21 protein-coding genes and 1 pseudogene are annotated in these 19,930 nt (G+C 70.3%); 6 read left to right on the top strand and 16 right to left on the bottom strand.

Features of this window, described 5'->3' with window-relative positions; translation table 11 throughout:
* Window positions 1–261 precede the first annotated feature (261 nt).
* The 8 genes and pseudogenes from OG252_RS05915 to OG252_RS05950 form a co-directional block, all read right to left on the bottom strand.
* Window positions 262–384: pseudogene (locus OG252_RS05915) on the bottom strand (CoA-transferase); the annotation flags it as partial.
* Window positions 385–430: 46 nt separating this feature from the next.
* Window positions 431–1,168, bottom strand: a complete 738-nt coding sequence (locus tag OG252_RS05920) for an SDR family NAD(P)-dependent oxidoreductase (protein ID WP_443068484.1) — start codon at window positions 1,166–1,168, stop codon at window positions 431–433.
* Between the two features lie 11 nt (window positions 1,169–1,179).
* On the bottom strand, window positions 1,180–2,145 hold the full coding sequence (locus tag OG252_RS05925; protein WP_266451486.1) for a fumarylacetoacetate hydrolase family protein: 966 nt from the start codon (window positions 2,143–2,145) through the stop codon (window positions 1,180–1,182).
* A 97-nt stretch (window positions 2,146–2,242) separates the two neighbouring features.
* Window positions 2,243–3,193, bottom strand: a complete 951-nt coding sequence (locus tag OG252_RS05930) for a VOC family protein (protein ID WP_266451485.1) — start codon at window positions 3,191–3,193, stop codon at window positions 2,243–2,245.
* Window positions 3,190–4,203, bottom strand: a complete 1,014-nt coding sequence (locus OG252_RS05935; protein ID WP_329345087.1) for an amidohydrolase family protein — start codon at window positions 4,201–4,203, stop codon at window positions 3,190–3,192. Before OG252_RS05935 ends, OG252_RS05930 begins: the two co-directional genes overlap by 4 nt.
* Before the next feature lie 23 nt (window positions 4,204–4,226).
* A complete protein-coding gene (locus tag OG252_RS05940) occupies window positions 4,227–5,375 on the bottom strand; it encodes an FAD-dependent oxidoreductase (RefSeq protein ID WP_329334281.1) in 1,149 nt (382 codons plus the stop codon).
* A gap of 104 nt (window positions 5,376–5,479) precedes the next feature.
* Window positions 5,480–6,457: a cyclase family protein gene (locus tag OG252_RS05945; protein WP_329334283.1), complete on the bottom strand. Its 978-nt coding sequence runs from the start codon at window positions 6,455–6,457 to the stop codon at window positions 5,480–5,482.
* Window positions 6,454–7,452 (bottom strand): fumarylacetoacetate hydrolase family protein, encoded by a 999-nt coding sequence (locus OG252_RS05950; protein ID WP_443068388.1) that lies wholly within the window; start codon window positions 7,450–7,452, stop codon window positions 6,454–6,456. Before OG252_RS05950 ends, OG252_RS05945 begins: the two co-directional genes overlap by 4 nt.
* A gap of 133 nt (window positions 7,453–7,585) precedes the next feature.
* Between OG252_RS05950 and OG252_RS05955 the strand changes: the two genes are divergently transcribed.
* Entirely contained in the window at window positions 7,586–8,530 is a 945-nt protein-coding gene (locus tag OG252_RS05955) for a LysR family transcriptional regulator (RefSeq protein ID WP_266451480.1), read from the top strand.
* 114 nt (window positions 8,531–8,644) lie between these two features.
* The gene (locus OG252_RS05960) at window positions 8,645–9,934 is read left to right on the top strand and encodes an MFS transporter (protein ID WP_329334286.1); all 1,290 of its coding nucleotides are present in this window, start codon (window positions 8,645–8,647) and stop codon (window positions 9,932–9,934) included.
* 545 nt (window positions 9,935–10,479) lie between these two features.
* Here OG252_RS05960 and OG252_RS05965 read toward each other — a convergent pair.
* The gene (locus tag OG252_RS05965; protein ID WP_266451476.1) at window positions 10,480–10,905 is read right to left on the bottom strand and encodes a VOC family protein; all 426 of its coding nucleotides are present in this window, start codon (window positions 10,903–10,905) and stop codon (window positions 10,480–10,482) included.
* A 196-nt stretch (window positions 10,906–11,101) separates the two neighbouring features.
* On the opposite strand from OG252_RS05965, the gene OG252_RS05970 reads away from it, so the two are divergent.
* Window positions 11,102–12,301 carry a glycoside hydrolase family 64 protein gene (locus OG252_RS05970; RefSeq protein WP_443068389.1) on the top strand — a complete coding sequence of 400 codons (1,200 nt, stop codon included), beginning with the start codon at window positions 11,102–11,104 and terminating at the stop codon, window positions 12,299–12,301.
* A 79-nt stretch (window positions 12,302–12,380) separates the two neighbouring features.
* Here the strand turns inward: OG252_RS05970 and OG252_RS05975 are convergent, their stop codons facing one another.
* Together OG252_RS05975 and OG252_RS05980 are read right to left on the bottom strand one after the other, a co-directional pair.
* Window positions 12,381–13,079 (bottom strand): DUF6585 family protein, encoded by a 699-nt coding sequence (locus OG252_RS05975; protein WP_266451474.1) that lies wholly within the window; start codon window positions 13,077–13,079, stop codon window positions 12,381–12,383.
* A 148-nt stretch (window positions 13,080–13,227) separates the two neighbouring features.
* Window positions 13,228–14,331, bottom strand: a complete 1,104-nt coding sequence (locus OG252_RS05980; RefSeq protein ID WP_329334289.1) for a M20 family metallopeptidase — start codon at window positions 14,329–14,331, stop codon at window positions 13,228–13,230.
* 265 nt (window positions 14,332–14,596) lie between these two features.
* Here OG252_RS05980 and OG252_RS05985 point away from each other — a divergent pair, with 265 nt between their 5' ends.
* Together OG252_RS05985 and OG252_RS05990 are read left to right on the top strand one after the other, a co-directional pair.
* On the top strand, window positions 14,597–15,580 hold the full coding sequence (locus OG252_RS05985; RefSeq protein ID WP_266451472.1) for a LysR family transcriptional regulator: 984 nt from the start codon (window positions 14,597–14,599) through the stop codon (window positions 15,578–15,580).
* Between the two features lie 22 nt (window positions 15,581–15,602).
* Complete coding sequence (locus tag OG252_RS05990; RefSeq protein ID WP_406497552.1) at window positions 15,603–15,764, top strand: hypothetical protein; 162 nt, start codon at window positions 15,603–15,605, stop codon at window positions 15,762–15,764.
* A gap of 65 nt (window positions 15,765–15,829) precedes the next feature.
* Here OG252_RS05990 and OG252_RS05995 read toward each other — a convergent pair whose 3' ends face one another.
* Entirely contained in the window at window positions 15,830–16,273 is a 444-nt protein-coding gene (locus tag OG252_RS05995) for a GNAT family N-acetyltransferase (RefSeq protein ID WP_266453127.1), read from the bottom strand.
* 167 nt (window positions 16,274–16,440) lie between these two features.
* Window positions 16,441–16,887, bottom strand: a complete 447-nt coding sequence (locus OG252_RS06000) for a hypothetical protein (protein ID WP_329334292.1) — start codon at window positions 16,885–16,887, stop codon at window positions 16,441–16,443.
* Between the two features lie 168 nt (window positions 16,888–17,055).
* On the opposite strand from OG252_RS06000, the gene OG252_RS06005 reads away from it, so the two are divergent.
* Window positions 17,056–17,319, top strand: coding sequence for a GlsB/YeaQ/YmgE family stress response membrane protein (locus OG252_RS06005; RefSeq protein WP_266451468.1), 264 nt, complete (start codon window positions 17,056–17,058; stop codon window positions 17,317–17,319).
* 110 nt (window positions 17,320–17,429) lie between these two features.
* On the opposite strand, the gene OG252_RS06010 is transcribed toward OG252_RS06005, so the two are convergent.
* The 3 genes from OG252_RS06010 to OG252_RS06020 are packed head-to-tail and all read right to left on the bottom strand — an operon-like array spanning window position 17,430 to window position 19,910.
* Window positions 17,430–18,284 (bottom strand): ABC transporter ATP-binding protein, encoded by an 855-nt coding sequence (locus tag OG252_RS06010; protein WP_266451467.1) that lies wholly within the window; start codon window positions 18,282–18,284, stop codon window positions 17,430–17,432.
* A 13-nt stretch (window positions 18,285–18,297) separates the two neighbouring features.
* Window positions 18,298–19,080 (bottom strand): ABC transporter permease, encoded by a 783-nt coding sequence (locus OG252_RS06015; protein WP_266451466.1) that lies wholly within the window; start codon window positions 19,078–19,080, stop codon window positions 18,298–18,300.
* The gene (locus OG252_RS06020; protein WP_406499220.1) at window positions 19,077–19,910 is read right to left on the bottom strand and encodes an ABC transporter permease; all 834 of its coding nucleotides are present in this window, start codon (window positions 19,908–19,910) and stop codon (window positions 19,077–19,079) included. Before OG252_RS06020 ends, OG252_RS06015 begins: the two co-directional genes overlap by 4 nt.
* Window positions 19,911–19,930 lie beyond the last annotated feature (20 nt).

The raw sequence follows: 19,930 nt of genomic DNA on the forward strand, positions 1-19,930 counted from the left end.
GGTCGAGCAATTCATTGGCGGCAGGCCCCCCAGAGCATTCGCGCGTCGTTGATTCCCCCGACTTAGACGGGTCGTTTTTACGGCTGGTTGTGCCGCCTCCGGAAATAGATGAGCGAATTCCGAATACGTTTTTCAGCGCATTGCACGCTGTTGATTACCTACAGGGAAACAAAAGTCGTCCTGCGCATTACCCGAGAGTTAATGATCAGCAGGCGGCGTGACTCGGGTGGCGGTGTGCAGCTTCGCGGCAGTGACCGCCGTGATGGCCTCGGCCGTGACGCCGGGGGCGGTCTTGCCGGACAGGCCGAAGCCGCCGACTGCCAGCGAGGCCCCGTCGGGGATGTCGGCAACCGCCGCGGCGGCGCTCGCGCTGACCTTGTTCACGTATGGGTCCGTTCAGCCGGAGGTTCAGTCGGATTCAGTCGGAGGATCAGTCGGAGGCCGGCCGCAGGGCGTCGGAGATGGACTTGGCGCCGCCGTGTGCGGTGAAGCCGCCGTCGACGGGGATCTCGGCGCCGGTGACGAAGGAGGCGTCGTCGGAGAGGAGGAAGACCACCAGCGGGGTGACCTCGTCGACGGTGCCGGTGCGGGCCAGCGGCGTCTCGCGGATGTTCGCCTCGCGGAAGGCGGGCGCGGCCGAGGCGGTCATCTCGGTCTCGATGAAGCCGGGATGGACGGTGTTCACGCGGATGCCCCGCGGGCCCAGCTCGACACAGGCCGCCTTCGACAGGCCGCGCAGCGCCCACTTGCTGGCCGTGTACGCGACCGGGTAGTGCCCGGTGAGCCCGGCGGAGGAGCCGACATTGACGATCGACGAGCCCGGCGGCATCAACGGCGCAAGGTGCTGGATGCCGAGGAGTGGGCCGGTGACGTTGACCGCCTGGACGCGGGCGAAGTCCTCGGGCGTGACCTCGTGGAGCCGCGCGCGCCAGGTGATGCCGGCGTTGTTGACCAGGCCGTGGACCTCTCCGTACTGGCGGCGCAGCCCTTCGGCGAGCGCCGCCCACTCCTTCGCGTCGGTGACGTCCAGGCGCAGACAGCCCGGAGCCTGAGTCACATCGGTGGCGACGACCACCGCCCCCGCCCGGGTCAGCGCCTCGGCCTCGGCCGCGCCCTGCCCGCGCGCGGCTCCGGTGACGATCACGACCTTGCCGTCCAGCCTGTTCACGGCCACGCCGTTCACGGGCGCAGCCGCGGACGCCTGCGGGCCCGGGGAACCGGTACCGGTCCGGCGCCGGGCACGACGGTGTTGGAGACGGTGCCGATGCCCTCGACGGAGAGGGTGACGGTGTCGCCGGGCTTCAGCGGTGGCGGATCCTGGCGGCCGCGTACGCCCCACAGCTCGGCCAGGCAGCCGCCGTTGCCGCAGGTGCCGGAGCCGAGCACATCGCCGGGACGGACGTATGTGCCGCGCGAGGCGTAGGCGACCATCTCCTCGAAGGTCCAGCTCATGTTGGACAGCAGGTCCTTGCCGACCACCTCGCCGTTCACCGAGGCGGTCAGCGCCAGCCGCAGGAAACCGTCCGTGTCCCGGTACGGCTCCAGCTCGTCGGCGGTGACCAGGTACGGGCCGAGGGTGGCGGCGGTGTCCTTGCCCTTGCAGGGGCCCAACCCCACCTTCATCTCCGCGGATTGAAGGTCGCGGGCGGACCAGTCGTTGAAGATCGTGTAGCCGATGATGTGGTCGCGGGCCCGTTCGGGCGTCAGGTCGCGGCCCTCGCGGCCGATGACGGCGGCGACTTCGAGTTCGAAGTCCAGGACCGAGGAGCCGGGCGGCACGGGCACGTCGTCGTGCGCGCCGATGACGGCGTACGGATTGGTGAAGTAGAAGGTCGGCGCGTCGTACCAGGCGTCGGGGACCCCGGCCTCGTTGTCGATGCTGCGTCGTACGCCCTCGACGTGTTCCTCGAAGGTGACGAAGTCCCGCATGGACGGCGGCTGGAGAGGCGGCAGCAGCCACACCTGAGAGACCTGCGGGCCGCCCGGCACGGCCGACGCGGCGTCGCCCGCCTCGCGCAGCGCCGCGGGGCCCGCCCGGAGCAGGTCGAGCAGCGAGGCGCTGCCGGGGAAGGGGTGGAGGGTACCGTCGTCCTCGACGATGGCGACGCTGCGGCGGCCGTGGTGTTCGTACGTGGCGAAGCGCATGGCATTCCTGAGGTCCGGGGGCCTGCGGTGGGAGTGGACCGGGGGCGCGGGAGGAGCCAGGGCATGGGCCGTTCCGCGCCCCCGGAGCCGAGAGGGATCAGACCGGCGGGGCGACGAAGACACCGCGGTCGACGTCGTTGAAGGACTCCTTGGCGACCAGTTCGTTCATCGGGTTCGCCGTGCCCCACTGGTCGGTGACTTCGGGCCGGGAGAAGTCGTAGACGTGCGGATGCCAGGTGTCCTCGTCGAGCTCCTCCAACTCCGTTGTGTACTCGACGGTGTTGCCGTGCGGGTCGAGGAAGTACGTGAAGGTGTTGTCGCCCGCCATGTGGCGGCCCGGCCCCCAGACCTTGCGGGCACCGGAGCGCATCACGCGCCCCGAGCCGCGCATGTACTCGTCCAGGCCGCGCATCTCGAACGAGACGTGGTGCAGGGAGGTGTGCGGCCCCTTGGAGAGGGCCATCGAGTGGTGCTGGTTGCTGATCCGCATGAAGTGCATGACCTCGCCCATGTGCGGCGAGCTGAGCGTGTCGGACAGCCGGAAGCCGAGGTGGCGCTCGTACCAGGCGCGGGTGGCGTCCAGGTCGGGTGAGTTGAGGACGACGTGCGAGAGGCGGACCGGGATGGCCTCCTTCTCCTCGATACGCCGGTGCCGCCGGGCCTCGACCTCCGCCGAGACCTCGATGGTGCGGCCGTCGACGTCGAAGAAGCGGAAGCCGTAGCCCCCGCCGGGGGTGTCGACCTTGCCCGGCTGCGAGATCAACCGCACGCCGTCCGCGAGGAGTTGCCCGGCGAGCGTGTCCACGTCGGCGGCCGACGCGGCGCCGTAGGACACGAGGTCGAGCCGCTTCTCCTCGGCCTTGCGGAGCCGTACGACGTACTGCTCGGGGCTGCCCTCGGCGGCCAGGAAGGAGACGCCCGAGTCCTCGGCGACCTTGGTCAGGCCCCACACTCCGGCGTAGAAGTCGAGTTGCTTGTCGTAGTCGGGCACGGCGAGATCGACGTGGCGCAGGTGGGTGAGCAGGCGGTTGGGCAGGTCGTTGGTCATGTCGTGGCTCCTCGGGAGAGGCGCAGCAGCGCTGCCGCGTTGCCGCCGCGTACGGCGTGGAAGTGGGGGTCGGGCAGGTCCGTGGCGGCGCGCAGCGCGCCGACCGGGTCCTCGGTGCCCATGTCGAAGGGGAAGTCCGAGCCGAGCAGGACCCGGTCGGGGCCGGCCACCCGGATCAGCTCGCGCAGGACGTGCGGGTCGTGGACGAGCGAGTCGAAGTACAGCCGCTTGAGGTAGCTGCTCGGCTCGGACGCGCAGCCCCGCGTGTCCGGTCTGGTCCGCCAGGCGTGGTCGGAGCGGCCGATGTGGGTGGGCAGGTAGCCGCCGCCGTGGGCGGCGATCACCTTCAGTCCGGGGTGGCGGTCCAGGACGCCGGAGAAGATGACGTGGGAGAGCGCGACGGCGTTCTCGGTGGGCTGGCCGACCGTGTTGGACAGGTACCAGCGGTCCAGGCGCTCGTCGAGCGTGCAGCCGAAGGGGTGCAGGAAGAGCACGGCGCCGGTCTCCTCGGCGCGCGTCCAGAAGGGTGCGTAAGCCGGGTCCGACAACTCCAGGCCGGGCGCGTGCGAGGAGATCTCCACGCCCCGCAGCCCCTGCGCGAGGGCGTGGTCCAGTGCCTCCACGGCCAGCGACGGATGCTGGAGCGGCACCAGACCGAGGCCGAGGAGCCGTTCGGGGGCCTGGGCGACGTGCGCGGCGGTGCCGGAGTTGGCCAGCTCCCACACCGTGCGGGCCAGGTCCTCGTCGGCCCAGTAGTGGTAGTGCGACGGGGACGGCGAGACCAGTTGGACGTCGACGCCGGAGGCGTCCATGGCGGTGAGCCGGGCCTTGACGTCGGTCAGTCGAGGGATGCGGTCGCGGACCATCGGGCCGCTGACGGCGAGCGCCTCGGGGCCGTTGCGGCGGGCGTCGAGACTGCGGGCGGCGGACAGCCCGGGGTGTCCGGCGACGGCCTCCTCGACCTGCGGAAGCAGGACGTGCGCGTGGACGTCGATGGTGGGGATGGCCAGGGAGTCCAGGGAGTCCGGGGTCGTCACGGGGTCTCCTTCAGGGCGGACATCGTGCGGCCGATCAGGCCGGGCACGTCGGCGTCGCGGACGCCGTCCAGCTGCCACTGGCCGAGCTGCACCGAGGCCTCGACGACCATGCGGACACGGTCGATGCGGCGCTCGTGGTAGCGGGTCAGCAGGTCGTCGAGGGAGTCGAGGGAATCCCACGACTCCTGCGCGCTCAGCAGCTCGGCCAGTACGGAGGCGTCCTCGATCGACATGGCCGCGCCCTGCGCGAGGGTGGGCGGGCAGGCATGGGCGGCGTCACCGACCAGCACGACCCGGCCGCGGTGCCAGGAACCCTCGACGAGCAGCCGGTCGAACCAGGTGTAGTTGACCTTGGCCGGGTCGGTGATGCTCGCGGCGATCTCGGGCCAGGCGCCGCCGTACGGGGCTGCCAGGCGCCGCATCTCGTCCGCGTACGAGGCCGGGTCGATGGAGGCGCGGTCGCGGTTGGCCTCGACGAGATAGGCGTAGATGGTGTTCTCGCTGGTGGGGCAGTAGCCGGCGATGTAGCAGGGCCCGCCGAAGGCCAGGTCCGTGCGTTCCACGTCCGCCGGGCGGGGTGCCGCGACGCGCCAGATGGCCATGCCGGTCGGCTCGGGCTTCTCGCCGATGCCGATCATCGCGCGGGTCAGGGAGTTGAGACCGTCGGCCGCGATGACGAGGTCGTAGCGGCCCTCGGTGCCGTCGCCGAAGCGGGCGGTGACGCCCGTCTCGTCCTGGACCAGCTCGTCGGCGGTGGTGCCGAGGCGGACCGTCGCACCGCTCGCCCGGACCGCCGCGCACAGGATCTCCTGGAGCCGGGGCCGCTGCATGCCGATGGTCGCGGGCAGGTCCTCGCCGCCGGTACGGATATCCTGCTGGACGTGGAACACGTGGCCCTCGGGCGTGGCCAGGCCCACGGAGTCGAAGGCGTAGCCGCTCTCCTGGACCTTGTCCCACACTCCCAGCTCGCGCAGCACGCGCAGCGCGTTGCCCTGGAGGGTGATGCCGGAGCCGAGGACGTTCCAGTCGGACTTGGCCTCGATCAGGTCCACGGTGATGCCCGCTCGCCGCAGCAGCACGGTCACGGCGTTGCCGGAGGCACCGCCGCCGATGACGAGGACGGTGCGGGGGCGGGGGTCGGTCATGGGGTCTCCCTGCGGTGCGGCCGCGCGACTTCGAGCGGCAGGGGTGGTGGTGCGAGCCGGACGGGTGTGGCTGTCGGGGCGGCCCACTCGGCCGGTCCGGGGCGTTACTTGACGGCGATCGGGTTCACGGGGGAGCCGACGGCTCCGGTGATGGGCAGCGGAGCGGCGGTGAGCCAGAACTCGTACCGCCCGTCGGCCGCGCAGTGCTCGGCCAGGGCGTCGAGATCCCACATCTCGCCTATGAGCAGGCCCATGTTGGGGATGGCGACCTGGTGCAGCGGCTGGAAGGCGTGGTCGAACTCATTGGGCCGAACCTCGAAACCCCAGGTGTCGGTGGCGATCCCGGCGATCTCGCTGCCGTGCAGCCAGCCGGCGGTGGTGAAACTCAGCCCGGGCGAGGGCCCGCCCGCGTACTCGCCCCAGCCGTCGCGCTTGGCGCGGGCCAGGCGTCCGGTGCGGACGAGGACGAGGTCGCCGCGGCCGACGGTGACGCCGTGCGCCTCGGCGGTGGCGGTCAGGTGCTCCTCGGTGATGGCGAAGCCGTCGGACAGTTCGCCGTTCCGGCCGACGACCAGGCCCACATCGAGGAGGACGCCCCGCCCGGCCACGTACGGCGCCATGTGCTCGATGCCGGTGACGAGGTCGCCGTCGGAGGTGACGACCTTCTCGGCGGCCCGCCCGTTCCATGCCTTGCCGTGGTCGAAGATGTGGCCGAGGCCGTCCCACTGGGTGGAGCACTGCAGCGGCATCGCGATCACGTCGTCGGCGCCGCCGAGGCCGTGCGGGAAACCCTGGTTGCCCAGGGCGGCGTCGGTGCCGGTGTCGAGCATGGTGTGTACCGGATTCGTACGCCGCCGCCAGCCCTTCTGCGGGCCGTTCATGTCGAAACGCTGGGAGAGCGAGAAGCTGACGCCTTCGCGGACGAGGGCCGCGCCCTCGCGGCGCTTTTCGGCGTCCAGGAAGTTGAGGGTGCCGAGGACGTCGTTCTCACCCCAACGACCCCAGTTCGAGTACCTCTTGGCGGCCTCGGCGATCGCGCCCTCGGCGTCTTTCGCGTCAGGCACAGTCGTGCGGTCGATCACGACGCGTCCTCCGCGACGCAGCGGGTGCGCTGGGCGCCGAGCCCCGTGACGGATCCGTCCATCACGTCGCCGTCGCGCAGCAGCCGACCCCAGTGCATGCCGTTCCCGGCCGGGCTGCCGGTCAACACCAGGTCGCCGGGCAGGAGTTGGGCGGTCCGGGAAATGTACGAGACCATCCGGGCCACGCCGAAGATCATGTCCTTGGTGGACTCGTCCTGCATCGTCTCGCCGTTGAGCTTCAGGGTGACCCGCAGGTCGGACGGGTCGGCGACGGACCCGGCCGGGACGATCCAGGGGCCGAGCGGGGTGAAGCCAGGAGCGTTCTTGCAGCGCAGCCAGTCGGTGCCGATGGCGGGCATGTCCCGGCGGAAGACGGTGGCCCGGTCGGTGAGGTCGTTGGCGATGGTGTAACCCGCGACGTACTCCAGGGCCTCCTCCACCGCGACCCGGTGGGCGGGGCGGGAGATCACCGCGGCCAGCTCCAGCTCCCAGTCGGGCTTCTTGGCCCAGGAGGGCAGTACGACGTCGTCGTAGGGGCCGGTGATCGTGGTCGGCAGGCCGATGAAGACGTACGGGAGGTCCTCGGCGGCCCGCCTGTCCATGATCGCCGCGATCTCGGCGCGGGCCTCCTCGACGGTGCGCGGGTCGTCCGGGGATCGGTGCGCGACCTCCAGGTCGATCACGTGCTGCCGGTAGTTGGCGCCGGACTGGAAGATCTGCCGGGGCTGGACGGGCGCGTGCACGAAGAGGTCGTCCAGCGGCAGCCAGTCATCGGCCGGCTCGTCCGCGAGGCGCCGCAGGCGAGGCAGTTCCTCGTCCCAGCGCTCCAGGAGAGCGAGGGCGGTCAGCGCGGGTTCGCCCAGTGCCGTACGCAGGTCGAGCACGCGGCCGTCCGGCACCACGAGGCCGGGGAACGCGGCCCCGCCCGGAGCGGAGAGAGTGCCGATGGCGAAGGGGCCGGCGAAGAGGGGCGCCGACGTGGCTGCGGATTTCACGGAGATGTCCTCCCGATTGCGGTGCCACTAATCTGGCCCGTACCCTGCGATCAGGGAAATCGATTCTCTGGATGCCGGACATCCAGGCGGCGAATACCCAGGCGCAATCTCCTACTCCGTACAGGGATCTCGCGTGAACCTGGCCAGCCTGGACCTCAACCTCGTCGTCGCCCTGCGTGCCCTCCTGGAGGAGCGCAACGTCACCAGGGCGGGCCGGCGGATCGGGCTCAGCCAGCCCGCCATGAGCGCCGCCCTGGCCCGGCTACGCCGCCACTTCGACGACGACCTGCTCTCCAGGGTCGGCGGACGCTACGAACTGACCGCCCTCGGCCTGGCCCTCCTCGACCGCACCGCCACCGCCTGCGACCTGCTCGAACGCGTCTTCACCAGCCAGGCGGTGTTCGACCCCGCCCATGAGGAGCACGAGTTCACCCTGCTCGCCTCCGACTACGCGGTGGCCGTCTTCGGCGCCGAACTCGCCCGCGTCGTCCACACCGAGGCACCGGGGATCAGGCTGCGCTTCAAGCAGCCCCCGACGGACATCACCGAGAACACCGGGGCGCTGCTGAGCACCGCCGACGGGCTGCTGCTGCCGCACGGCATCATCGGCGACTTTCCCGCCGTGGAGCTCTACCGGGACCGCTGGGTGTACCTCGTCGCCGACGACAACCCCGAGGTCGGCGAGCAGCTCACCCTCGACGACCTGGCCCGGCTGCCGTGGGTGACGTACCAGCGCACATACGACGCACCCGCCGCCCGTCAGATCGCCATGCTCGGTATCGAGCCGCGCGTCGAAGTCTCCGTCGACAGCTTCCAGTTGATGCCCCTCCTGGTCGCGGGCACCCGCCGCGTCGCCCTGATCCAGGGGCATCTCGCCGACCGGCTGGACGGACTCGTTCCCGTCCGGGTCGTGGAACCGCCCTACGACGCCGTGCCGCTCCGGGAAGCCCTGTGGTGGCACCCGGTGCACACGCATGACGCGGCGCACATCTGGCTGCGGGAGACAGCGGCCCGGGTCGCCGAGAGCATCCACGGCAAGGATGATCGCGATCCGGGAGATCGATCGGACAGAGGCTAGGCAGGGCCTGGCCGCTCACTCATAGTCAACGCCAGATCCTCCGCACGCTCCTCTCCCCGGGGCTCCGTGTCCCGATGGCGTGTCGTCCCTCCCCTCGCCACATGGAGTTCCCGCATGCCCGCTTCCGTGCCATCGCCATCGCCATCGTCCCCGCCCGCTTACGCGGAACCAGTGCCGCCGTCCGGTGCGATCCTTCCGACGTCCGGTGCCGCGCACCGGCTGCGCGTCGCTCTCCTCATGGCCGGCAGCTGTCTGCCGATCCTCGGGGCCGTCCTGATCGCCCCCGTGCTGCCCAAGATGCAGGACCACTTCGCCGACGTGCCCGGCGCAGGCGCCCTGGTCCCGATGGCCCTCACCGTCCCGGCCCTGGCGCTGGGCCTGCTGGCACCCTTCGCGGGCGTCATCGTCGACCGGCTCGGCCGCAAGCGCCTGCTGATCGCCGCGACCGTGCTGTACGCGATCTTCGGAACCGCCCCGCTGTGGCTGGAGTCGCTGGGCGCCATCGTGGCCAGCCGTGCCCTGGTCGGTGTCGCCGAGGCCGCCATCATGACCTGCTGCACCACACTGATCGGCGACTACTACAGCGGTCGGGTACGGGACCGCTACCTCGCCCTCCAGACCATGTGCGCCTCCGCCTCCGCGACCGCGTTCTTCGTCATCGGCGGTGCCGCGGGGTCGGCCGGCTGGCGGACCCCGTTCTGGATCTACGCCGTCAGCCTGCTCATCGCCCCGCTCATGGCCATCGGGCTGCCGAGGCCGACCGCGGCCACCGGTGCCGCCGCCGAGGACGGGGAGAGCACGGACACCGCGGGCGCCCCGAAGCGCTCGTTCCCCTTCCGGCAGCTGGCCGGAATCTGCGGACTCACCGTGTTCGGGGCCCTCGTCTTCTACACCGTCCCGGTGGAGATGTCCTATCTGCTGGACGACCTCGGCGTGACGGCGACCAGCGCGATCGGGCTGGCCACAGCCATCGCCAGCGCCGCCACCGTGGCCGGCGCGATCACCTTCGCCAAGCTGCGCGGGGCACCGGCGCCCCGGCTGCCACACGTCTTCGCCCTGTGCGCGGCCGGGTTCGCGGTGATGTGGCTCGCCAACAGCGCGCCGCTGCTGATCGTCGGCGCCGTACTCAACTGTCTCGGCACCGGTCTCCTGCTGCCTTCCCTGCTCACCATCGCCATGTCCAGGCTGGACTTCGCCGACCGCGGCCGTGGCACCGGCCTGTGGACCGCGTCTTTCTTCATCGGCCAGTTCATCTGCCCCCTGGTGCTGATCGCGGCCGAGTCCGCCCTCGGCACCCTGGCCGCCGCCGTCGGCCTGCTCGGCCTGGCCTCGGCCGTCGTCGCGGCAGGCCTCTTCCTGACCGCCCGGCGCAGTGCCGCGGCAGTCGCAGCATTGCCCCAGTAGCAGGAAGCCGCCCGCGACGGGCGAGTCGAGGGCGGCGCTGTCCGGTACGGATCAGGTCCAGGTGGTGAGGCCGGTTTGCAGAACAGGGGGAAGCCGACCTGATGCGCGGCTTCCAGGGCCTGATCGTATTCGTCCACATGGACAGCCGCCGTGGTCCACTCCGGCGCGGTAGAGGCAAGGAGCGCCGCGATATCGCTGCGCCCTGTGGCTGCTCCGTGCATCCCGGAGGCCACCGTGCGGATGGGCACCGCTGAACGAAAATTCGCCGACGCCGAACCCCTGACCCCGGTGCTGCGGGAGGTCTTCGACACCGACCGCAGCAAGAATCCGTACCCGGCCGGCAAACGCTGGCGCAGCTCTCGGACATGCTTCGGCGCATGCCCGCCTACATGCGCCGCCGGACACGACCTGCGAGCAGGCAACCCTGGAGCACGCGCTGGTCTCCGGCTCATCACCTGGGGGACCTGACCTCGGACACCGGTGCCGACCGACGCGGCCAGCGGATGCCGGGCACACGGGAGTTGTACGCCACCGCAGCGCTCTGCTCAGACGACCGGTTCACCGATGCCCAGCATGTTGCCCTCGCTGTCACGGAACCAGGCGGCCCGTTCACCCCGGGCTCCCTTGCTCGGGTAGTTCCCGTCGATGTCGGCGATTCCGTCCTTCGTTCGGAGCCCGGGCAGGTCGACCTCTTCGAACACCACGCCCCGCTCCCTGAGTTCGGACACGACGGTCTCGATGTCGTCGACCTCCCATCCCATCTGGGTGAAGGTGCCGGGCGAGGCTCCCGCCGACTTGAACAAGGCGAAGTCCGTGCCTCCGCACCGGTACAGCAGCCCACCGGGCCGTTCGTCGACGGGCTCCAGACCGAGCTGCTCGGCATAGAAGCGCCGCGCCCGCTCAAGGTTCTGGGCTGGAAGCCTGGTCGCCACGCGTCCCCGGGCCAGGATGTTCCTGTCGTCTGCGTTCACAGTTCCACTGTGCCGTGCGCCGCCCCGCCTCGGATCCGCCGTCCGGACGACACCGGGCGCGGCTGAACGGGGGCAACACGCCTCCACGCCCTACGCATTGACATGTCCTCATCCCAGCGCCACCCTGAGAGCGCTCTCAATAGGTACGGACCAAGCCGCTTCTGCTCGATTCCCCCCACTCGCACGGAGGTCGAGAGTGCTCCACAAACCCACAAAACACCCACTCGCAGCCCTGGCCGCGGTAGCCGCCCTGCTGGGCGCGCTGCTTGCCTTCGCGGCGCCGTCGCCCGCGCAGGCGGTGCCCGCCACGATCCCTCTGAAGATCACCAACAGCTCCGGCCGTGGCGAACCGGTCTACATCTACAACCTCGGCACCCTGCTCTCGACCGGCCAGCAGGGCTGGGCCGACGCGGGCGGCACGTTCCACCCCTGGCCCGCCGGCGGCAACCCGCCCACACCGGCACCGGACGCAGCCATCCCCGGACCGGCCGCAGGACAGTCGATGACGATCCAGATACCCAAGTTCTCCGGTCGGATCTACTTCTCCTACGGGCAGAAGCTCGTCTTCAAGCTGACCACCGGCGGCCTGGTGCAGCCCGCCGTGCAGAACCCGAGCGACCCCAACCGGAACATCCTGTTCAACTGGTCGGAGTACACGCTCAACGACGCCGGGCTGTGGCTCAACAGCACCCAGGTGGACATGTTCTCCGCGCCGTACGCGGTCGGTGTGCAGCGCGCCGACGGGAGCACCGTCAACACCGGTCATCTCAAGGCGGGCGGATACAACGCGGTCCTCAACGGCCTGCGCGGGCAGTCGGGCGGCTGGGGGAACCTGATCCAGACCCGGTCCGACGGGACGCCACTACGTGCGCTTGCACCCGGGTACGGGCTGGAGACCGGGGCCCTGTCCGCCTCCGTGATGGACGACTACGTCAACCGCGTCTGGCAGAAGTACGCGTCGACGACACTGACGGTCACGCCGTTCGCCGACCAGCCGAACACCAAGTACTACGGCCGGGTCTCCGGCAACGTCATGAACTTCACGAACGGTTCCGGCGCCGTCGTCACCAGCTTCCAGAAGCCGGACGCGAACAGCATCTTCGGCTGCCACCGGCTCCTCGACGCGCCCAACGACGCGGTGCGCGGGCCGATCTCGCGCACCCTGTGCGCAGGCTTCAACCGCTCCACGCTGCTGGCCAACCCCAACCAGCCCGACGCCTCGGCGGCCGCCTTCTACCAGGACGCCGTCACCAATCACTACGCGCGGCTCATCCATGCGCAGATGGCGGACGGAAAGGCATACGCCTTCGCCTTCGACGACGTCGGCCATCACGAGTCCCTCGTCCACGACGGCAACCCCCGGCAGGCCTACCTCACACTGGACCCGTTCAGCTGACCCGGTGCCCCGCACGCGGTCCCGGCCGCGTGCGGGGCACATGCGGCTGTGCATGCGCCCGCCGCCACGTGCACTCGCGTCACCCGTAGAGGTTCGAGGCGATGGTCAGGAAGAGGAGGAGATTCGGCACCTTCTTGACCTCGACAACCGCCCAGGCTTTGGGCTGACCGTGCCGGCGCACGACCACGAAGCCCTCGCGGACGTCGATCGACTCGACGGCCGACCAGGGCAGGGTCCCTTGGCGTTCGGTGGAGATACCGGTGGCGCCCAGGCCGAACGGGCCGTAGTCCACCCGCCGCCCCTCCCGGACCGCGTCCCACACCTTCTGGGCTTGGGCGCGGGCGATGGCCTCGGAGATCAGGGGCAGCCAGGTCCCGAAGCCGGCGAAGGAGCTCGTGATCTCCACCTTGGTGCCGTCGGGCGCCACCAGGGTGGAGTTGTGCACGGTGTTGAAAGGGGTCTTCGTCCCTTTGTAGTTGATCACTTCCTGCACGGTTACCTGATAATGGATCGCCTGGTCCCATCGGACCGCGAACAGCCGCCCGCCGCCCCTCTCCACGAGCAGCCCCTCCTCGAAAAGGTGCAGGCGTCGGTCGCCGAGTCTCTTCCGGAAGTTCGGGCTGTTCAACAGGGCACCGATGGCCAGTGCGCTGAAGAGCAAGGGGTACGTACCCAGCGCCCAGGTCACGAAGACCCACAGCAGGACGCCTCCGGTCGCAAGGCAGGCGATGCCGGTCACAGACGCGGCGATGAACAGTCCCCGGTACTTCTCCTGCACGTTGACCTCCCTCCTTGGCGTGAAGGTGTGTTCGAGCCGGCCGAAGCCCTTACGGGACGCCAGTCGGGCGACTTCAGAGGATGGGGAAGCCGGCACGCTCATACAGAAGCCTCGGTTTCGTTTCGGGGCGGCACTCGTCAAGGCCGCTTCAGCCGGTCGTGTGATCAATGAGGTGGGCGAGCAGCCGGGTGCGGGGGATCATCTGCGCGACCTCGACGTACTCGGTGTCCGCGTGCGCGCCACCGCCCACGGCGCCCAGGCCGTCCAGCGTCGGACAGCCCGCCGCCGCGGTGTAGTTGCCGTCCGAGGCACCGCCGACGGCGCTCCCCCGCAGCGGTTCCTGGTCCAGTTCCGCGGCGAGCCGGGAGGCGAGGGCGAACAGTCCGGCGGAGGACTCCGGTTCCATGGGCGGCCGTTGCCTGCCGCCCAGCACTTCCAGCCGGGCTCCGGGCGTCCGGGCAGTGAGCCCTCGCATGAGCTCGTCGATACGGTCCTGTGCCGCCTTGGTCGGCGCTCGCACGTCCACCGACACCCGCGCCAGCGCGGGCACCGTGTTGCGCGCGCTGCCGGCCGACAGCAGGGTGGGCGTGACGGTCGCGAAGCCCAGAGCTGAAGGGGCGACACCGACGGCGCCCGTCGAGTCCCCGAGGCCGACGACGGCCAGCACCTGGTGAGCGGCCTCGACCGCGGCGTTGACTCCCTTGTGCGGTTCCAGACCGGCGTGCGCGGCTCGGCCGTGCACCACGACCTCGTATCGCGAAGTGCCCTTGCGGGCAGTCTTGAGGGCACCCCCCTCGTCCGCGGACGCCTCCAGCACGAAGGCGGCCGCGCATCCCCGCACGGATTCCTCGATCAGCGGCCGGGAGGTCGCGGAGCCGACTTCCTCGTCCCCGTTGACCAGTACGCACACTCCGTCCGGGGAGGGCAGGGAGGCCAGCGCGTGGAACAACTGCACCAGGCCGGCCTTCATGTCCAGGACCCCGGGGCCGCGGGCGATCCCGCCGGCAACCGACCAAGGGTGCTTCTGGAGCGAGCCCATGGGCCACACCGTGTCGTGGTGCCCCATCAGCAGGACCCGCGGAGTGCCGAAGCTCCACCGCAGATGGGTCACACCGTCGATCACGATCGTCTCCGGCGGGGCCCCCAACAGCCTCGTCCCGAGGGCACCGACCACCTCGGCGCTCCGCGCCAGCGCCGCATGGTCCGCTGAGAAGGACTCGCACAGCACGAGGTCCTCCAGATCGGCCAGCATCGCCGGCAACGTGAGCGCAGGCCCCCGGTTCACCGGTCCCGCCCCATCCCAACTCCCCCGCACAACAACACACTTGGCCCCTCGGGTCTCATCGGCCATTGGGTGCGGCGGAGCTCGCTCCCCCTCCGAGGCTCCGCCGCGTGAACGACGTTAGGGTGAGGCAAGGCATTCCACCAGCGACTGGATTGCATGGGATCTATGCGCTTGAGGAATGTGTCGGGCACGATGGTGGTGGCCGGATGAGGACCTTGAGGGAGGGAGGAACGTGTTCGAGATCGACGCACTGCGGCTGCTCGTGGCCGTTGCCGAGACCGGATCGTTCACGAAAGCAGCGGTCCGGCTCAACTACACGCAGTCCGCGGTGTCCCGACGGATCGCCACGCTTGAACAGCAGGCGGGCGGACCGCTGTTGGAACGGCTTCCTCGGGGCGTACGGCTGAACCCCGCCGGCCGTACGCTGCACCGGCACGCCATGGAGGTGCTCGACCGGCTGTCGCGGGCGGAACGGGAGCTCGCCGTGCTGCACGCGGGGCACGGCGGGCTGCTGCACATGGGCGCGTTCGCCACCGCCAACATCTCGCTGGTGCCCACCGCACTGCGGGCCCTCCGGGACGCCCGGCCGGATGTCGAGGTCGTCGCGGTCGAGGGCCCGACCCACACGCTGGTGGAGCGCCTCACGGACGGAGCGCTGGATCTCGCCGTCGTCAGCGACTACCCGTCCGGTCTGCCGCCGGCCGACGGTGTCACGACGACGATGCTGTGCGAGGACGAGCTCCTCGTCGCTCTCCCCCGCGAGCACCGCCTCGCCGACGCCAGGACGGTCGACCTGTGGGAACTGCGCGACGAGCCCTGGCTCCAGAACGCGTACGGCGACCGTCCCACGATGCTCGCCGACGCCTGCTCGCGGGCGGGCTTCACCCCCAGGAAGATCATCCGGATCGCGGAGTGGTCCGCGAAGTTCGGCTACGCGGCTGCCGGACTCGGGGTGGCACTGGTCCCCTCGCTGGCCGCCTGGGCGGTCCCCGACGAACTCGTCCTGTGCCGCCTCACCGACCCGGCCCTGCGCCGGACCGTACATGTGGCGCTGCCTGCTGCCCCGCTACCGGCTGCGCTCACCCTGCGGGACCTGCTGCGCGACTCCTTGACCACGACAGAGCCGCACGCCGTCCCGGGCCGGAAAGAAGATCGGCGCGGCGCGGCGGGCATGGGCGAGCACCGCGGGATTCGACATCACCGATCGACACCCTGATCGCCTCGGACCTTGGTCGGCGATGAACGCCGAGGTTCGGGTGGTGGGCCTCGCAGCACGGGAGAGCGGTGAGTTCGTCGGCCGCGTCGGCCTGGACGAGGTGGACGAGGACATGCCGTTCACGGGGGTGGACATCGGGTGGCGGTTGCCACGACCGTCGGCAACCGACGTTCCCGGGCAGTGATGCGCCGGATCGGCATCGTCCGGGACCCGGCCGACGACTTCGAGGATCCGGGCGTGCCCAGGGCCTCACGTGCCGAGGGCGCCCTCGTCCGGCCGTCGCACCATGTACACGTCGATCGGGTCCTGAGCCTCCACGGTGAACCCGTGCCGCTCGTACAGTCGCCGGGCGGCGCTGCCCCGCAGGACGTTCAGGCGGACGAGCGCGCCGTCGGCATCGGCCCGGCCCAGCAGGTACCGCAGGACGGCCGAACCGACCCCGCGGCCCTGCAGATCCGGAGCGAGATAGAAGTGCTCCAGCCACCGCCCGTCCTCAGCCGGACGCACCGCGACACAGCCCGCGAAGGCGCCGTCGGCCACGATGACCGACGTGTGCCTCGGGGCGAAGGAGTCCCGCAGCCGCTGTCGGACTCGATGCTCGTCGAACCGTCCCAATCGCTCCAGGTCCGGGCGCATCACCGTCGCCCGGAGCTCCGCGATCGCCTCGACATCCGCCGGTTCCGCCGACCGCAGCGCCCATTCCACGGGACGGCCCGCTCCGATCGCAGGCGCCGCCCGATCCGGTCGAACCGGCCGGAGCCCGTCTGTCCTCGCACTCGTATCCACGGCCGGAGTATTTCAATGACGCGCGGTGATCACACACGCATCGGGATCATGCGTGGAGATGCCTTGCATGCGGCTCACCTATGCTGCTGGAAGATCCACTCGCGGATGCCCTCGATGTTGTAGGCGATCGTCCAGGTGCTCAGGTGGTTGCTGATGGAGTTGTCGGTCTCGCCGGCAGGCACGACGGTGCCCTTCTTCAATGCCGCGTAGTTGATGGATGTGCCCTTGGCGGCCATGGCCGCCACGTCGGTGGCGAACTGCGCGGCGGTGGCCCCTCCGTCCCAGACGGCGCGGCTGACTTCGGCGCCCTCCTTCTCCAGCGCGGACGTGATCTTGTTCTCGCCGGGATAGGCGTTGTCGTCGACCTGGGCCACGACGATCCGCAGCTTGTCGTCGGCCAGCGGCTCGACCTTCGTGAGATCCCACTGGCCGGCGACGATGTAGGAGGCGGCGAACAGGTCGGGGTACTCGATGGGGTGCGGCTCCTCACCGGACGGCCGACGCGGCAAGTCCTCATGCACCGGAACGCTATGGACGTCGCTGCCGTATCTCGCTCCGGCGGTCCCCCGGCTCTGTCCTGGAAACAGCCCCCTGCCTGACCGGGGGACAGCCGGAACGTCAGCACGGACTGATGTTTTCCCGATGGGGCACTCGTCCGTCACCAACGAGTGAGGGGTGACGGACCGCTCATGGAGATCTCAGGCGTCATCAGCGCAATTGTCATCGGTATCGTGATCGGTGTTCTCGGCCGACTCGTCGTCCCCGGCCGTCAGCGGATAGGCATCCTCTGGACGATCGGGATCGGCATCATCGCGGCGTTCATCGGAACCGGCATCGCGTCCGGCCTCGACGTCGCCGACACCGAGGGCGTCGACTGGGTCGAGTGGATCATCCAGATCGCACTCGCGGCCTTCGGTGTCGCCGCGATCAACAAGGTGAAGCTGCGCCGCTGACCGGCAGCCTCACCACGCCCGGCGGAACCCGGGCAGGCCACGCGCCGGGTGAGCGGCGGCTGCCGCTCACCCGGCCGATTTCGGCCGTGCGAGCGGCAGCCGCCGACGACCTACTCGGAACCGACCACTTCGGTCTGCGCCTTCGTCTCGGCCGCCTGCGGCATCCGGTCCGCGACCTGCGTCCCGTTCACGTCGCCGCTGTGCCTCTTGGCTCGCTGGATCTGTTCGTAGACGTGGGCGCGGAGTTCGGCGAAGCGGGGGCTGGAGCGGGTGTGCAACTGGTCGCGTTCGTCGGGGAGGTCGATGGTGAGGTCCTCCTGCACGACGGTCGGGGACGTGGACAGGATGAGGGTGCGCTGTCCGAGGTAGACCGCCTCGTCGATGTCGTGGGTGACGAACAGGACGGTGACGCCCAGTTCGCGCCACAGGCGCCGGATGAGGTCCTCCAGGTCGGCGCGGGTCTGCGCGTCGACCGCCGCGAAGGGCTCGTCCATGAGCAGCACCTTGGGCTCGTACGCGACGGCGCGGGCGATGGCGACGCGCTGCTGCATCCCTCCGGACAGCTGCCACGGGTACGCCTGGTGGGCGTCGGCGAGACCGACCACTTCCAAGGCGTGGTCGACCAGCTCGCGCTCACGTGCCTTTCCGAGCTTCTTGCGGCGCAGCGGCAGGGCGACGTTGTCCCGTACGTTCATCCAGGCGAACAGGGAGCGGCCGTACTCCTGGAAGACGACCGCCATACCGGGCGGCGGCCCGTCGACCGGGCGGCCGTCCAGGCGCACTTCGCCACTGGTGGGAGTGAGCAGTCCCGCCATGCACTTGAGCAGGGTGGTCTTGCCGCAGCCCGACGGACCGACCAGACACACCAGTTCGCCCGCGGCTATGTGAAAGGTGAGGTTGCGCAGCGCCTCGACGTTGCGGTGGCGGCCGGTGTAGATCTTCTGCAGGTCCTGTACGTCGAGCATCGACGTCTCCTTGTCAGGGGTTGCGCTGTGCGCGGCGCAGGCCGTGGTACCAGGCCAGGGCGCGGTTCTCGGCGAATCGGAAGAGCAGGGAGAGGAGGAAGCCGAGCAGGCCGAGCAGCAGGACGCCGCTCCACATCTCGGGGATGGCGAAGGAGCGTTGGAACTGGACGATGGTGAACCCCAGTCCGTTGCTGGAGGCGAACATCTCGCTGATGACCATCAGGATGATCCCGATCGACAGTGCCTGCCGCATGCCCGTGACGATCTGCGGGCTCGCCGACCTGAGCACCAGGTGCCACAGGCGCGTCGGTCCCGTGATGCCGTAGGACCGGCAGGTGTCGCTGAGCACCTCGTCGACGGCGCGGACGCCCTCGACGGTGTTGAGCAGGATCGGCCACATGCAGCCGCTGACGATGACGATCACCTTCATGGTGTCGCCGATGCCGGCGAACAGCATGATCACCGGTACGAGTACGGGTGGCGGGATGGCACGGAAGAGTTCCAGGACCGGCTCCAGTACGTCCCGTACGACCCTGCCCATGCCCACCACCAGCCCGAGTCCCACTCCGGCGACCACGGCGAGGAGGTAGCCGGCGGTGAGCCGGAGCAGGCTGGGCAGGACGTCCGACCGGAGCCGCTCGGGTGTCCAGACCTCGCCGAACTTTCCGAGGGTGGTGGAGAGCGGCGGGAGATAGAAGTCGGTGCTGCCGGCGCTGGTGAACCACCACAGGGCGAACAGGGCTCCGGGCAGGCCGCCGGCGAGCAGGGCGCGCCGGATCACGGTGTGGACGGTCATCCCTCGGCCCCTCTCCTGCGGTTCGACTGGTGCCAGTGCAGCGCCCGGCGTTCCACCGCCCGTGCGATGAGGTTGATGGCGACCCCGAGCAGCCCCGTGACCAGCACCAGGGCGTAGACCTGCGGTACGGCGCCGGAGGACTGCGCGACGGCGAGCTCGCGCCCCAACCCCGGGGAGCCGATGACCAGTTCGGCGGTGACGGCGAGGACGAGAGCCACCGTGGCAGCCAGCCGTACGCCCGTCATCACGTAAGGCAGCGCGGTCGGCCACATGACGTGCCGTACCCGCCCCCACCTGCCCAGCCGGTAGCTCCGGGCCGTGTCGTCGGCGACCGGGTCGACGTCCTGCATGCCTGCCAGCACCTGGACGAGCACCTGCCAGAAGGAGGCGTACACCACCAGAAGCAGCTTCGACCGCAGGTCCGTCCCGTACATGAGCACCGCGACGGGGATCAGGGCCACGGACGGGATCGGCCGCAGGAACTCGATGGTGGAGGCGGTCGCGGCACGCAGCAGGGGCACGGAGCCGATGGCCACCCCGGCCACCACGCCCGCCCCGACCGCGATGGCCAGGCCCAGCGCCCAGCCCGTCAGAGTGTCGCCGAGCGCGGTCCAGAACGGGTCCTCGGCGAGCAACTGCCACAGGGCACGACCGGTTTCCGAGGCCGGGGGCAGGTAATCGGCGGACACCAGTCCGACGTGCGGCAGTACCTCGAGTACGGCGACCAGGCCGGCCAGTCCGGCCAGGCCGCGCAGGGCAGCGGTGGGAAACGGGCGGCGCCGGCCGGAGGCGCTGCCGGAACCGATGGCCGGCCCGGCAGCGGGCGCCATCACAGGGGTGAGGTCGTGGT

Origin of the sequence: Streptomyces sp. NBC_01352 (genome assembly GCF_036237295.1) — a bacterium.
Taxonomy (GTDB): Bacteria; Actinomycetota; Actinomycetes; order Streptomycetales; family Streptomycetaceae; genus Streptomyces; species Streptomyces plumbiresistens.

What these genes read in the sequence shown, in the direction of transcription:
- OG252_RS05940 (WP_329334281.1), bottom strand. Translation starts at nt 5,375, where the DNA reads ATGACCGACCCCCGCCCCCGCACCGTCCTCGTCATCGGCGGCGGTGCC.
- OG252_RS05925 (WP_266451486.1), bottom strand. Translation starts at nt 2,145, where the DNA reads ATGCGCTTCGCCACGTACGAACACCACGGCCGCCGCAGCGTCGCCATC.
- OG252_RS05960 (WP_329334286.1), top strand. Translation starts at nt 8,645, where the DNA reads ATGCCCGCTTCCGTGCCATCGCCATCGCCATCGTCCCCGCCCGCTTAC.
- OG252_RS05990 (WP_406497552.1), top strand. Translation starts at nt 15,603, where the DNA reads ATGAACGCCGAGGTTCGGGTGGTGGGCCTCGCAGCACGGGAGAGCGGT.
- OG252_RS05980 (WP_329334289.1), bottom strand. Translation starts at nt 14,331, where the DNA reads ATGCTGGCCGATCTGGAGGACCTCGTGCTGTGCGAGTCCTTCTCAGCG.
- OG252_RS06015 (WP_266451466.1), bottom strand. Translation starts at nt 19,080, where the DNA reads ATGACCGTCCACACCGTGATCCGGCGCGCCCTGCTCGCCGGCGGCCTG.
- OG252_RS06020 (WP_406499220.1), bottom strand. Translation starts at nt 19,910, where the DNA reads ATGGCGCCCGCTGCCGGGCCGGCCATCGGTTCCGGCAGCGCCTCCGGC.
- OG252_RS06005 (WP_266451468.1), top strand. Translation starts at nt 17,056, where the DNA reads ATGGAGATCTCAGGCGTCATCAGCGCAATTGTCATCGGTATCGTGATC.
- OG252_RS05930 (WP_266451485.1), bottom strand. Translation starts at nt 3,193, where the DNA reads ATGACCAACGACCTGCCCAACCGCCTGCTCACCCACCTGCGCCACGTC.
- OG252_RS06010 (WP_266451467.1), bottom strand. Translation starts at nt 18,284, where the DNA reads ATGCTCGACGTACAGGACCTGCAGAAGATCTACACCGGCCGCCACCGC.